At 54.0% G+C, this 13,201-nt stretch carries 13 protein-coding genes; 9 read left to right on the plus strand and 4 right to left on the minus strand.

Annotation, left to right across the window (positions count from 1 at the left end; translation table 11 throughout):
• The first annotated feature begins 3 nt into the window (after window positions 1-3).
• The 4 genes from E1757_RS19325 (at window position 4) to E1757_RS19340 (ending at window position 5,036) form a co-directional block, all read left to right on the plus strand.
• Window positions 4-1,632 carry a hypothetical protein gene (locus E1757_RS19325; RefSeq protein WP_133231089.1) on the plus strand — a complete coding sequence of 543 codons (1,629 nt, stop codon included), beginning with the start codon at window positions 4-6 and terminating at the stop codon, window positions 1,630-1,632.
• Between the two features lie 63 nt (window positions 1,633-1,695).
• Window positions 1,696-3,435, plus strand: coding sequence for an RsmF rRNA methyltransferase first C-terminal domain-containing protein (locus E1757_RS19330; protein WP_133231309.1), 1,740 nt, complete (start codon window positions 1,696-1,698; stop codon window positions 3,433-3,435).
• A 12-nt stretch (window positions 3,436-3,447) separates the two neighbouring features.
• Complete coding sequence (locus tag E1757_RS19335) at window positions 3,448-4,188, plus strand: pseudouridine synthase (RefSeq protein WP_133231311.1); 741 nt, start codon at window positions 3,448-3,450, stop codon at window positions 4,186-4,188.
• Between the two features lie 44 nt (window positions 4,189-4,232).
• A complete protein-coding gene (locus E1757_RS19340) occupies window positions 4,233-5,036 on the plus strand; it encodes an HAD family hydrolase (protein ID WP_133231091.1) in 804 nt (267 codons plus the stop codon).
• 253 nt (window positions 5,037-5,289) lie between these two features.
• On the opposite strand, the gene E1757_RS19345 is transcribed toward E1757_RS19340, so the two are convergent.
• The gene (locus E1757_RS19345; protein ID WP_133231093.1) at window positions 5,290-5,382 is read right to left on the minus strand and encodes a sporulation protein YjcZ; all 93 of its coding nucleotides are present in this window, start codon (window positions 5,380-5,382) and stop codon (window positions 5,290-5,292) included.
• Between the two features lie 248 nt (window positions 5,383-5,630).
• Here E1757_RS19345 and E1757_RS19350 point away from each other — a divergent pair, with 248 nt between their 5' ends.
• Window positions 5,631-6,707: a hypothetical protein gene (locus E1757_RS19350; RefSeq protein WP_133231095.1), complete on the plus strand. Its 1,077-nt coding sequence runs from the start codon at window positions 5,631-5,633 to the stop codon at window positions 6,705-6,707.
• Window positions 6,708-7,137: 430 nt separating this feature from the next.
• Here the strand turns inward: E1757_RS19350 and E1757_RS19355 are convergent, their stop codons facing one another.
• Entirely contained in the window at window positions 7,138-8,547 is a 1,410-nt protein-coding gene (locus tag E1757_RS19355) for an RsmF rRNA methyltransferase first C-terminal domain-containing protein (protein WP_133231097.1), read from the minus strand.
• A gap of 207 nt (window positions 8,548-8,754) precedes the next feature.
• Here E1757_RS19355 and queD point away from each other — a divergent pair, with 207 nt between their 5' ends.
• The 3 genes from queD to queC all read left to right on the plus strand — a co-directional run bounded on the left by queD (window position 8,755) and on the right by queC (window position 10,809).
• Window positions 8,755-9,225: a 6-carboxytetrahydropterin synthase QueD gene (gene queD / locus E1757_RS19360; protein ID WP_133231099.1), complete on the plus strand. Its 471-nt coding sequence runs from the start codon at window positions 8,755-8,757 to the stop codon at window positions 9,223-9,225.
• A gap of 160 nt (window positions 9,226-9,385) precedes the next feature.
• Complete coding sequence (locus E1757_RS19365) at window positions 9,386-10,045, plus strand: 7-carboxy-7-deazaguanine synthase QueE (protein ID WP_246079319.1); 660 nt, start codon at window positions 9,386-9,388, stop codon at window positions 10,043-10,045.
• A gap of 47 nt (window positions 10,046-10,092) precedes the next feature.
• A complete protein-coding gene (gene queC / locus E1757_RS19370) occupies window positions 10,093-10,809 on the plus strand; it encodes a 7-cyano-7-deazaguanine synthase QueC (protein WP_133231103.1) in 717 nt (238 codons plus the stop codon).
• A 228-nt stretch (window positions 10,810-11,037) separates the two neighbouring features.
• On the opposite strand, the gene E1757_RS19375 is transcribed toward queC, so the two are convergent.
• Window positions 11,038-11,436: a helix-turn-helix domain-containing protein gene (locus E1757_RS19375; RefSeq protein WP_133231105.1), complete on the minus strand. Its 399-nt coding sequence runs from the start codon at window positions 11,434-11,436 to the stop codon at window positions 11,038-11,040.
• A gap of 181 nt (window positions 11,437-11,617) precedes the next feature.
• On the opposite strand from E1757_RS19375, the gene E1757_RS19380 reads away from it, so the two are divergent.
• On the plus strand, window positions 11,618-11,824 hold the full coding sequence (locus E1757_RS19380; RefSeq protein WP_133231107.1) for a helix-turn-helix domain-containing protein: 207 nt from the start codon (window positions 11,618-11,620) through the stop codon (window positions 11,822-11,824).
• A gap of 123 nt (window positions 11,825-11,947) precedes the next feature.
• Here the strand turns inward: E1757_RS19380 and E1757_RS19385 are convergent, their stop codons facing one another.
• Complete coding sequence (locus E1757_RS19385; protein WP_133231109.1) at window positions 11,948-13,090, minus strand: GGDEF domain-containing protein; 1,143 nt, start codon at window positions 13,088-13,090, stop codon at window positions 11,948-11,950.
• Window positions 13,091-13,201: the final 111 nt, after the last annotated feature.

Raw genomic sequence — 13,201 nt, forward strand, 5'->3', positions numbered from 1 at the left:
AACATGAACATCACCAAGAAAACGGCAGGTCTTTATTGGAAGTTGGCAGTTGCGATCACAGTTTTGTGTGTGGCGAGTTTGATTGTATGGCGGACTCATGTACCCCAGAGCCGGCTGACTCAATTGTCGGCTGCCGATGCGCAGAAGAACGGTTCCGCTAAAATGATCGCAATGCCCGTCAGCTACCAGGTTGTCGAGGATTACGAGAGCTCGAACGGCAATTTGCCGCAGCATCAGTTCGGCCCTTTGCAGCTGAATAAGGCTAAAGTAAACCGTGGGGTTCAGTATCAAGCAAATCAGGGGCATGTTCTGGGCGAGTTCGCTTCGCCGGACGGCCTGCGGATGGTTTATTTTATCCAACGGCAGCAGCTGCAGCAGGAGCAGTCCGGTTGGGCTCAAGTCGACATGGTCGCATATGAACCGCAATCACAGCAAATGATGATCGAACCGATCGGATTTACGTACGGCGATCATCTGGAATCGGCTTTACAGTCGACTACCATGTGCGGTTATTTATCGAATGAGACATTTCTATATACGACCGTCAGGAACGAGGACGAGATGTGGGTATACAGGGTCAATCAATATGATTTGGCCCATAAAAAGGTGACGCCGCTCATGGAGCTTTACCGTGTTCCGTATACGTCGGCTGCCGGCGAGCTTCCGGTTATTTACAGCACGCAGTTGACTCCGGACAAAAAACATCTGTTCGTCCGCGATAGCATCAACGGTATTACCGCATACAGCCTGGAAACCGGCGAGAAAAAGCAGGCTGCTCCGGGATCGAACGAAATCAAGCCCGACGAATATTTTGAGCTGCGGGCTGACGGCGGAGCGGCGGTATACGGCACGGCCCGCTACCAGAACGATTTATGGTGGTTCGATCCGGCCGCCGGTACGGCGCGACAGCCGTTTACGGCGGAGCAAGGGCTGGTCGATGTCGGAGCGGATGCAAAAGGAAATTTGATGTATTATAATTTTACTTACGACCGCGCGGCGGATAATTGGATGACAGGCGAGACGCAAAAGCTGCTCCTACCCAAAGGGGTACAGGTCATGGATGCGCAAGGCAATCCGGTCAAACGGTTCAGTCTGCCGAAAGAGTCGAAGGAGCGTCTTGAGTTCGGCGGCTATAGCGAAAGCAAGAAAGCGGTGCTGCTTCATAAATTTGCAGCCGCGGTCAACAACAACGGACAGCCTTTCAAAAAAACGGACAGCTGGCTGCTGGGCGATTTGACTACCGGCTCGATGACGCCGCTGAATAAAGTGGACGTGCCCGACAGTTGGGATAAAAAAGATGTCGTCTTCGGAAATGTGACCGTCAATGTCGCGGCCGTTTCCGCCGAGCAGCAAGTATTTGTAAATACGGCAGATAATACGTATTATATGTGCCGATGGAAGACGAAGCTGGTTCGGCTGCTGGACGAAGACGATACCGTTTTGTACCAGGATGAACAGAACAAGCGGATTTATGTCAGCTCATTGACGAGACCCGATCTGGTCGTTGCGGCGCTGAGCTATAAGAAATATAATTGGGACAATCAGAGGTTCAGCTGGTTGAACGGGCATTGGATCACCCGCAGCCAAAAGCTGCCTGAAGGCGATAAAATGTACTTTTTCCAATGGAATTAACGGCATATTTTGCTATCTATTTGAATATGCCGCATAAATACGGCTGCGGAAGGTTGGACAATGATGGGCAGATTGTTGCCTGAAGCTTTTTTAGCGAAAATGAAACGAATGCTGGGTGACGATTACCCGGCTTTCTACGCCTCATACGACGACCCCAGATGGTACGGGCTGAGGGTAAATACGTTGAAATGCAGCAATTCGGAATTTTTGGATTTGACGGATTTTCGGCTGGAGCCGATTCCGTGGGCCCGGACGGGCTATTATTACCGCGAGGAGGACCGGCCGGGCAAGCATCCGCATTACCACGCGGGCTTATATTATATTCAGGAGCCAAGTGCGATGGCACCCGTGGAGCTGTTGGACGTGCGTCCCGGTGAACGGGTGCTCGATTTATGTGCGGCGCCGGGAGGCAAAACGACGCAAATCGCGGCGAAGCTGGCAGGTCAGGGCTTGCTTGTAATGAACGATATCCATCCGGACCGGGTAAAGGCGCTTGTGAAAAATATCGAGCTATGCGGCGTGCGCAACGCGGTCGTGCTGAACGAGCAGCCGGACAAGCTGCAAAGGCCGTTCGGCGCGTTTTTTGATAAAATTTTGATCGATGCGCCGTGCTCGGGCGAAGGCATGTTCCGCAAGGAAGAAGATATGGCCAAGGCGTGGCAGCCCGACTGGGTGACGAAATACGCAGCCATGCAGCGCGAGCTGCTGCGGCAGGCGGCGGTCATGCTCAGGCCGGGCGGCCGGATGGTATATTCCACCTGCACCTTCTCGCCGGAGGAAAACGAAGCGATGATCGCCGAATTTATCGAGGCGCATCCGCAGTTCAGCGTACGGCAGATCGAGGCTGTGAACGGGTTAAGCTCCGGCCGCTCCGAATGGGTGGATCTGGCTGCGGATCTGGCTGCGAATGAAGCGGCGGAGCGGGTACGGTCAGGCAACGATGAGCGCGAGCGTGAGCATAGGCTTGAAGGTTCCCGGTTGCGCAGACCGGGCAACGGTCGAGCGGGAATGCCGGCGTCCGGCATGGAGAAAGCATCGGCGGCAATAAAGGCGCAAGCTATTGTACCGCCGCCGTCAGAATCAGGCTCCGTGGAGATTTCCGACGGCGCGAAACGGGCGGTGGAAGGAACCGCCAGGCTGTGGCCGCATCTCCTGCGCGGAGAAGGGCATTTTGTGGCAGTGCTCGAGCATGCCGCCACGCCGGCGAATGACGAGAGCGGGGATGCCGGGAAGCATTCGGAGCTGCGAAGCGAGACGGGGCAGGCCAAGACGGAGGTGATTCAGACGGGCCAAGAAACGAGGCGGCAGCGCGGCTCCGAGACTGCATTACGTCCGTCCGTGAAGCAGAGAAGTCAGCCGGCCGTCGATATGCAGCCGCTGTATCGGTTTATGGAAGAACTTGCGCCGACTGTTCAGGTCGGCCGTCTTGTGCTGTATGGCGAACACGCGTATGCAGCGCCTGACGGGCTGCCGGATCTGCACGGCATCCGGGTAATCCGGCCGGGCTGGTATTTGGGCAGTATACGCAAGCAGCGCTTCGAGCCGTCGCAAGCATTGGCGATGGGGCTGCATGCGGACGATGCCGTGCGCACGGTGCGGCTTGCCGCCCGGGACGATGACGCATTGCGGTATTTGAAGGGGGAGACGCTGGACATGGCCGGCGAACGGGTCGTAAGAAGCGATGAGAGCGTACCGGCAAAAGGCTATTGTCTCGTCTGCGTGGACGGGTATCCGGTCGGCTGGGGCAAATGGCTGGACGGTATGCTGAAAAATGAATATCCCGCCGGTTGGAGGTGGATATAGTTGAAGCGAACGATGCGTTTGGAAAAGCTGCTGGCGCATACGGGCCACGGGACCCGCAGCGAAATTAAGCGAATGATGAAAACCGGTACCGTTTCGGTTAACGGCCGTCCGGTTAAAGACGGGGGGATGCAGGTCGATCCCACCCGCGATGAAATCGCGGTGGACGGGGAGGCTATCTTTTATCGCGAGTTTATCTATATCATGATGAATAAACCTCAGGGCGTCATATCGGCAACGGAAGATACGCGGGAGCGGACCGTGATCGATTTGCTGGATCCGGAACACCGGCAGTTTGAGCCGTTTCCGGTCGGCCGTCTGGATAAAGATACGGAAGGGCTGCTGCTGCTGACCAATGACGGCAAGCTCGCGCATAATCTGCTTTCCCCGCGCAAGCATGTGCCCAAAACGTATTTTGCCGAAATCGAGGGGCAGGTTACCGAAGAAGACCGGCAGTCGTTTGCAAAAGGAGTTGCCTTGGATGACGGCTATGTGACGATGCCGGCGGAGCTTGTTATTTTGAAATCCGGAGCGCCTGAGTATGGTGAACTATCGAAGATCGAGCTGACGATCATGGAAGGTAAGTTTCATCAAGTGAAACGAATGTTCCAGGCCGTCGGCAAAAATGTCGTTTATTTAAAACGGCTGTCGATGGGTCCGCTGCAGCTGGACGAACATTTGGCTGCGGGCTCCTGCCGCGAGCTGACTGCGGAAGAGCTGCATGAGCTGCAGCAGTCCGGACAGTCTGGGAAGTAGCAGCTGAGGAAGCGCTCAGGAAGGTTAAATCGGGGAGGAGAACGATGGCGAATTTTTCAATGCTCGCCCTGGATGTGGACGGCACCTTGCTGAATGACCAGCATGAAATAACAGCCCTTACCAGGCAGGCGCTGTTGCAGGTTCACTCGGCCGGAGTGAAGATTGTACTGTGCACGGGCAGAGGGCCTGGGAACGCTGTTCCGATTTTGGAACAATTGGGTCTGGAAGGCGTGCTGATTACCCATAATGGCGCAGCCACTGTTCAGACACCGGGAAACGTGCTGCTGCACGAATGCGGATTTTCGGTTATCGAGGTCGCAGCGTTGATACGCTACTGCAGGGAAAAGCGGGTGCATTTCGATGTGAGCACAACTTTTGGCATGTATGTGAACAACCGGCTCGGGCTTGCGGAGGCGGAGATGTATAAGAAATTTATGCTTGAGCCGGAGCATGTCGACGATCTGTCGTTATTGGACGGCAAGCTGGTCAAATATACGCTGTTCGGCACTCCCGGCCAGTTGGATGAAGTGGAGCGGGAAATGCCGCATATCGGGCTCCCGGATAGTCTTCAATATATTCGTAGCGGCGATTTTTTTATCGATGTCATGAGCATGGAAGCGTCCAAGGGAAAGGCGCTCGAGCAACTGGCGGTTCGGTGGAACATGCACCCGGAACGGATTATGGCAATGGGGAATTATTACAACGATCTCGAAATGATCCAATATGCCGGACTGGGCATTGCCATGGACAACTCGCCCGATGCCGTGAAAGCGGCCGCAGATGCCGTTACCGGCTCAAATAATGAAGATGGCGTTTATACCGCCTTAGTGCGATTCGGTCTCATTTAACCGATTGAACTGTAACCTGGACCTTATATTGTCAATGACAAAAAAACCGGACGCGAAGAGTGACCGGTTTTTCGCCGTTGGGTCGATTATGGATAATCGTCGCATCAACGGTGACAAAAATGCGGCTCCCGAAGCTTGCAGCAAGCTCAGAGGATGGGGCCGCCCTTTGCCTTTACGGGGAATTTGGCCCATGTGCGCCAAGCAGCTGCCGTACGGTGGGCAATGACTATTGCCGTTTATTTAATTGTTGAGCTTACAGCCAGCCGGTACGGGATACAATGACCAACAGGATGAACAAAACCAGAATAGTGCCAGTGCTTGTGTGAAATCCTCCAACTCCAGACATGCTGATTCCTCCCATTTGATTGTATTAACCGATGAACAAGACGGTCTGCTTCAAAGCGAGTGATTCATCGGCAGAAGCCTTATATTTTGTTGGGTTAACCTTGTTACCGGTCTACTCTATAATATGATAAATATCACGGACCGATTGGACTTCTGCCCCTGTGCATATTTTTTGGGCTTAATAGGACACGCTAGTAGAGGTGGTTTTTAAAGGAATGACGACCAAATAGTCCACTGGAGGCGGGAACAATGACCGATGTTAGGCTTAGAACGGATTTGAAGACGACAGGCGGAGAAGTAAGCGACATTCTGTGGAACCATCAGTTTATCGGTACGATGACGCTGGTCTATCGTGAAGGAGACCGTATTTCGGGCGCTATCCAATTGGAAGAAGAGAGCCTCCCCCGCAGTGCCAAGCCGCGCGTTATTCAGGAATTGCAGCAGCATATCCAAATGCAGATGAACGCATTAGGAGCTCAGACCTGCGATGTCATCGTCACCTATGGTCCTTACAACCAGATTATTGCGACTCAGGCCGCAGAAGCCGGACTGTCGAACGACGAAGAAGACCATGATTATGATTTGGATTGGACCGATGAAGACAGATTTGAAGATGAGGATCTCATCGAGCAAAATGAATACGTGATGGACGCCGAGTCCGGGCTGTCGGCTATTCGCAGCGCGGATAACCCGGACGGCTATTATGAGCTGATGATCGTGGCCGAATCGCGAAATAAAGTGGAATATCATATTTATGACGATGGGCAGGAGCTGGTGGCGGAAGCGGCTATCCGGATTGAGAATCGGGAAATTGGCGGCACCGTAACCTGGATGGATGAGCCGGATGATGATGAGATCGAAGCTGTAGCCGATCTGATCGTCAGCGATTTCGATGAGGATGAAGTGGATACTTTCGTGCTGCATATGAAATGGAAACACGACATTATCGAAACGATAGAGCTTACGCATGAGGATTTGTTTGAGGGCGAGGATGGCCTTGAAGCCTTGCAGGATGTGGACTTGGACGAGGACGATTACACCATCGTGCTGGGCCGTGACGACGGCGATACGCTAACTTATGAAATATATCAGCAATCGCACGGCGGACTGCCGATCGGTACGGCAACCGTCGATATTAGCGAGCGGCAGTTAACCGGTTTTATCGATTTCCGGGAGCCGGGCAATTCGGATGACCGGGAATACATTGCGACACTGCTGATGAAGGAACTGGATAAGGAAAAAGAATTCGAGACGTTCAATATTACGATGCTGTATCAAAACAAGCCGTTTGAAGAGCTTGTGTTTGATGGCGGCGCCATTCATTGACGCGCTCGCCTTCTCCTTGAGTCGGTAAAAAATCTCCGGCGCTGATCCGTCTTGTTCTGCCAAACCGAGGCCTATGCGGAAACGGCATGGAGCCGACCATGATGCGCCGAAAGGTGTGAAAAGGGGCGGACAGATGGACGGACAGCGCTCCGGAGTTTTTTTCATAATATCAGAATTTATATGTTTTCAGCGGAGCTGAACAATTCTGATATTGCAAGAAAACCTACATTTAAATCGCGGTCGCTCATCTTGGATAGGCCTCGATAGAGGTTTTCTTATAATATCAGAATTTATATGTTTTCAGCGGAGCTGAACAATTCTGATATTGCAGAAAAGCTACATTTAAATCGCGGTCGCTCATCCTGGATAGGCCTCGATAGAGGTTTTCTTATTATTCCGATTTTTCAAAAAAAGCGTCTCAAAGGGGCTACTAGCGCACCCGGCGCAGCCCTTTGGGGATATGGTTTTTCAGCTGGCCGCCGCTTTGCTTGCCCCAGCCGAGCGGGTGGCCGTCGACGGTGACAAGCGTCCAGCCGGCATCCGCCGCGGCGAGCGTCTCCCCGCGCAGGAAGCGCTCGATTTCCGCTGCTTCAGCGGGGAAATCGAGCGCCCGCCGCGCGGCGTCCTGCGGCAGAGCAAGAGCCAGGGCATGGGCCGGCTCGACGCGTCCCTTCTTCACCTCGGCGAGGTGAAGGCCGGCTCGCAGCACCTTCAGGCCGTGCAGCGAGCCTCTATCAAACGGGCAGCCGACCGCGGCCGGCTGCCAGTACAGCTGCTCGCCGAACAGCAGCGGCTCCCCGGGGGGCAGTACCAGCCCCGGCAGCGCCTCGGCGGCGAAATCACGGAAGAGGCGGATCGCCTCCTCTTCCGGCCTGGACGGGCCGCCGCGCCTTGCGGCGGCCGTGGCGACGCCCCGAGGCCCGCGCTGTGCGGCGCGGGCCTCGGGGCTGGCGGCTGCCGCCCGGACGCTCGTCGCCGGCAGCGCCCCGCCGGACTCGCTGCCTTTGCGCAGCAGCGCGACGAAATGGCCCTCGCCCGCGTGAAGATGCGGCCAGATCCGTTCCGTCCGCAGCAGCGTAAACGCCGGATATTGCCCGATCAGCGCCGCTATCGTCCGTTCGTTCTCCTGCTCGTTGAACGTGCAGGTGGAGTAAGCGAGCAGACCGCCGGTCTTCAACATGGTGGCCGCAGCCTGCAATATATCCGTTTGCCGCGCGGCGCACATCGCCACATGTGCGGGCGACCATTCCTCGACCGCCTGCGGGTCTTTGCGGAACATGCCTTCGCCCGAACAGGGGGCGTCGACCATGATTTTGTCGAAAAAGGCCGGAAACTTCGCGGCCAGCGGGTCCGGCGCGGATTGGGTGACGACTGCGTTGGCGATGCCCATCCGCTCGATATTTTCCGATAAAATTTTGGCGCGAGCCGGATGAATTTCATTGGCGATCAGCAGCCCCTCGCCCTGCAGCTTGGCTCCGATTTGGGTGGACTTGCCGCCCGGGGCGGCCGCCAGATCGAGCACAATATCGCCCGGCTGCGGGTTTAACAGCTCGACCGCCGACATCGCCGAAGGCTCCTGGATGTAGTATAAGCCGGCAGCGTGATACGGGTGCTTGCCGGGCCTCGCCGTATCCGGATACGAATAGCCGGTTTCGCACCATTCCACCGGCTTCAAGCCGAATAAAGCTTGTATTCGCCCAAGCTCGTCGGTCCGGACTTTGGCCGGATTTATGCGCAAGCCTTGCGTCCGCGGCTGCTTGTAGCTCGCCAAAAACGGCGCGGCCTGTTCGCCAAGCTGCGCGGTCATTTGTTCGATAAACGAAGGAGGTAAGGAAATCATATTGAACGTACTCCTCATTTTTTAAACTTTGCTTCGCACAACCTAGATAAACGTGCTCGTCCGCTAATGACGCGAAACCGTTTATCCTTGGTTGAATAAAAACGTGCTCGGCCTCGAACCCTATTATACTAGGTTATCCATATTGTGAGAAGCAATCCTACCGTGCTATAATAAAGGTTGGCTTTTTTACGGAAGAGGTGAACGAACATGGAATACGAGATTCCTGTCAAAGTACAACGATTGGGCACAGATATTCAACAAGACGAGCTTAAATACCATGATAAAGAAGTATTGGTTTCCAAGGAATTTACATTCGACAGCGCTCATCATCTTCACTGCTATGAAGGAAAATGCAAAAGCCTGCACGGCCACACCTACAAGCTGCAGGTGCTGATGCGAGGCAAAGCGGATGAGCGCGGGATTGTCATAGATTTTGCCGACATCAAGCGGATCGCTAAAGATCGGATCATCGATCTGCTCGATCACCGCTATTTAAACGAGGCGCTGCCGCCAATGAATACAACCGCTGAAAATATGGTCGTCTGGATGTACGAGCAGCTGAATGATGCGCTGCGCGAAGAACAGTTGCATCCGCGCGTCCGGTTGGACGAAGTCCGGCTGTGGGAGACGCCGACCAGCTTTGCGGCGGTAACGGCGGCCATGATGGGGGATGCGTAACGGGATGGTTCAGGTTGACAAGCAAGCAAACGGAAATAGCCGCACAGCGGCGGTCGATGCGAATGTGAAAAAGGGCGCAAGCGACCGGCCGGACGCTAAGGCTGGCGTTGCGTATCCTTTACGTCATGCGGATGCGGACCCGCTTGCCATCAAACTGCCGATGGTCGAAATTTTCGAGACGGTGGAAGGCGAAGGGACCGGAGCCGGTTTTCCGACCGTATTCGTTCGTCTGTTCGGCTGCAATTTGCGCTGCACCTGGTGCGATACGAAATACAGCTATCCGCCGGAGGAAGCCGAACGCGTGATGACCATCGGCGAAATTGTCGAGGAGGTACGGACCTACCGCTCGACGCGTATTTGCCTCACAGGCGGAGAACCGCTCTTGTACGGCGATAAGTCGGCTGCGCTGATTGAAGCGCTGCTGACGATAGACCGGCTTACGGACCTGCATATTGAAACGAACGGCGCTATTGACGTCGTCCCTTTTATGGAGCGGATCCATTCTCCGAAGGTGAGATATATTGTCGATTACAAGCTGCCCGATTCAGGCGAAACCGGCAAGATGGTCGTTTCCCATTTGGCGAAGCTGCGCAAGCAGGACGAGCTGAAGTTCGTGATCGGCAGCGTGCGCGATTTTGCCGAGGCGGTTCGGGTGCTGGCGCAGTATCCGACCGAGGCGCTTCCGCTGTTTAGTCCGGTTTGGGAAACGATGCCGCCGGCCAAGCTGGTGCAGCTGATGCTCGATAATGGGCTATCCGGGGTCAAGCTTAATATGCAGCTGCATAAAATAATTTGGGATCCGGCGGCCCGCGGAGTTTAACGATCGCTGCGATATCGGAATAGCAGGGTGAAAGGGGAGAAAGAAGCATGACGGTGAACGCATCGCAGAAAAAGGCGGTTGTTATTTTAAGCGGCGGGCTGGACAGCACAACCTGCATGGGGATCGCCCGGGACAAAGGATATGAGCTGTATCCGATTACGTTCGATTACGGGCAGCGGCATAAAATCGAGCTGGAAAATGCCGGTCTTGTCGCGGATTATTACGGGGTTAAAGACAGACATAAGGTGATTGCGCTCGGTTTTTTGAAGGAGTTCGGGGGCAGCGCGCTTACGGATGAAACGATCGACGTGCCGGATACGAGCCAAGCGGGGACCGCCGCCCAGTACGGAGAGTCTGAAATTCCGGTTACTTATGTGCCCGGCCGAAACCTGCTGTTTCTGTCCATCGCGACTTCTTATGCGGAATCGATCGGCGCGGAGGCTATTTATATCGGGGTCAATGCTCTGGACTATAGCGGATATCCGGATTGCCGTCCGGAATTTATCCGCAAAGTGGAGGAAGTGATGGCATTCGCTACCCGCGTTGGCGTGGAAGGCGGTCCGATTCGCATCGAAACGCCGCTCAGCGAATGGACCAAGGCGGAAATCATCCGCCAGGGCACGGTGCTGCGGGTTCCGTACCAGCTGACTACCTCATGCTACAACGGGCAAGCCGAGGCATGCGGCGTATGCGACAGCTGCCGGCTCAGGCTGAAAGGCTTCGCGGAAGCCGGGGTTCCCGATCCGATTGCCTATCGTACCTAATGCATGTGAGATGTGCCGTGCGCGCGGAACAACCCGTATGTTGGCCGGCATTATCCATAATGAATGCACCGGCACCCGAACGATGTACCCTCATTGTGCACACATATGAACGCGTCCATGATCGGACGCTGCGATAGCCGGCCGCAATACATGCATGATCCATGACAAACAAGCCTCCTGGCACCGCTGCATCAGCGGGCTCGGGAGGCTTTGCTTTTTTCGCTTGAATCAGCTCGGGTCAATATCCCTCATCCGCCCCTTTTCCTTCCAAAAGAGCGCAGTCAGCACCCGTTCGATCCATTCCTTATCTTGATCGGTCAGCTCGGTCCCGTCGAAAATCAGATCGTTATCGCGCAAAAATCGCCGTAAGTTCACCTTCGGCTTTGTATACGAATCATTTGGCGCCGAATCCGTCTTCTCCAAATAGCCTGCAAGGCTCATCAGCTCGCCGTACGGAGCATTCAGCCCTTCCGACAGCTTCATCAGCACGTCGGGCGAAGGGACTCCGCGGTTGCCGTTTTCCAGCTGGGAAATGTATGCTGCGGAAACGCCGGAACGATCGGACAGTTCGCGAATCGTAAAGCCTTTCAATTTGCGCATGTCGCGCAGCTGTTCATAAAAGTTCATGTTCGGCAGCACCTGCATCTTAGATTAGTAAACAATGGTTAACACAATTATGTTATCAGTAAACTTCTGTAAATTCAACGCTTCCATCAATGGATACAAAAGTAAACTTTTGTAGTTGCACATGTAAAACAAAATGGTATAATAATGGGCAGATGGAAAAGAATGGAGGGGTTCAGTTCGGATGAAGATTAGAACGAGGCCGAACGTATTTATGAAGGCAAGAATTGTGAAGGGGTTGTCTCAAAGGGACTTGGCCAAGCAGTCGGGCTTGAGCCCATCCTACATCAGTCTGCTCGAACGATCCGTCAAAAGCGTAGGGCCGGCCACAGCGAAGCGGTTGTGCGAGCTGCTGGAGCAGCCGTTGGACTCGTTGTTTATCATTGAATAATAAACGGTATCGTCCGGCAGCCCGAATGACCACTATTATGTATGTAGCGTTGTAACCTTATATGTGGCCGGCGATCTGCATACTGCATGGAACGGCCGCTTTGAAGACGGAATCCGCCAGCGGTCAAGACGCGACGACCTTGTTTTTTCCGCTGGTTTTGGCTTTATACATCGCTTCGTCCGCCTGCTTGATCAGCTCGTCCGCGGTCATCTGCTTTTTGTGTCTGGACCATCCCATACTTACCGTTACTATCGTTTCCGCTTCGATCCGGGCGCGGATGCGTTCTGCGAGTTCCGCAGAGTCTGTGTCGGGATCCGTCACGAGCACGACCATTTCTTCGCCCCCATATCTGCCGCAAATCCCGATCTGATCCGTTTCCTCCCTCATAATGCCTGCAACCTGCTTCAGCACCTGATCTCCCATATGATGGCCCTTCGTGTCGTTGAGCTTTTTAAAATTATCGATATCGCTGAAAATAACGGATACGCTGATCCGCCCGGCGATATACTGTCCGACCCGGTTGTAAAAATATTTGCGGTTATACAGCTGCGTCAATCCGTCACGGATCGAAGAATTATAGATGGCCTGCATCAGCTCAATGACGCGCTCGACGATAAACAGAAATAGGATGAGATGAAACAGCATCGGAATCGTCTGCTCCAGCTTCATCAATACCGGCTGGTTTCCGCCGAATACGTAAATATTGGCCATATGGATCATTTGCGTGCAAAAATATAACGTAAGCATCAGCTGGTATTTGACATTTTGACCGATGCGCGAATTGACCAGCAGAAAGCTGATGAATAGGAGAACGACCAGAAACAGCTCGACGATCAACGGCTGCAGCAGCTTGATTTGCGAGCCGTTCCCTTCCAGCCAGCCGGGGATATACCAGTAGCTCAACGAGATAACGGCGGTTACGGCACAGCACACCACGAAGACAACGCCGTCTCTCAGCCGGGTCGGATTGTACAGCTGATATATTCCCGTATTGACGAGCAAGAACGAGAACACCTTCAGCATCATCGCCCAAAAAGCAGCCGTGTCGCTTATGTCCGGATTCAGCTGGAAATAAACAAGTTGGCCGTACTGCGCCATCAGGATCATCAAGGAGACCGTGATGGAGAGATAGCCGATTTTGCGGCGTGTCATGAGGAGCCGGAACGCGACAAGCAGCGTAAGCAGGAGAATCACCAAAATGATCGTATAGGAAATGATGGCGCCGAGCGTACCCGATCCTAAATCTTCCAGCCGTAAATCGTTCATTTGTCGAAAATAACCTCGCATTCATGTAAAGATGATTGTATTATACCAAACATACATTCGTTTTGGTGAAAATATTGTCTTAAATTGTCTTAAAGAATAAGGGCTGTCCGA

Origin of the sequence: Paenibacillus piri (genome assembly GCF_004354045.1) — a bacterium.
Classification (GTDB): Bacteria; Bacillota; Bacilli; order Paenibacillales; family NBRC-103111; genus Paenibacillus_S; species Paenibacillus_S piri.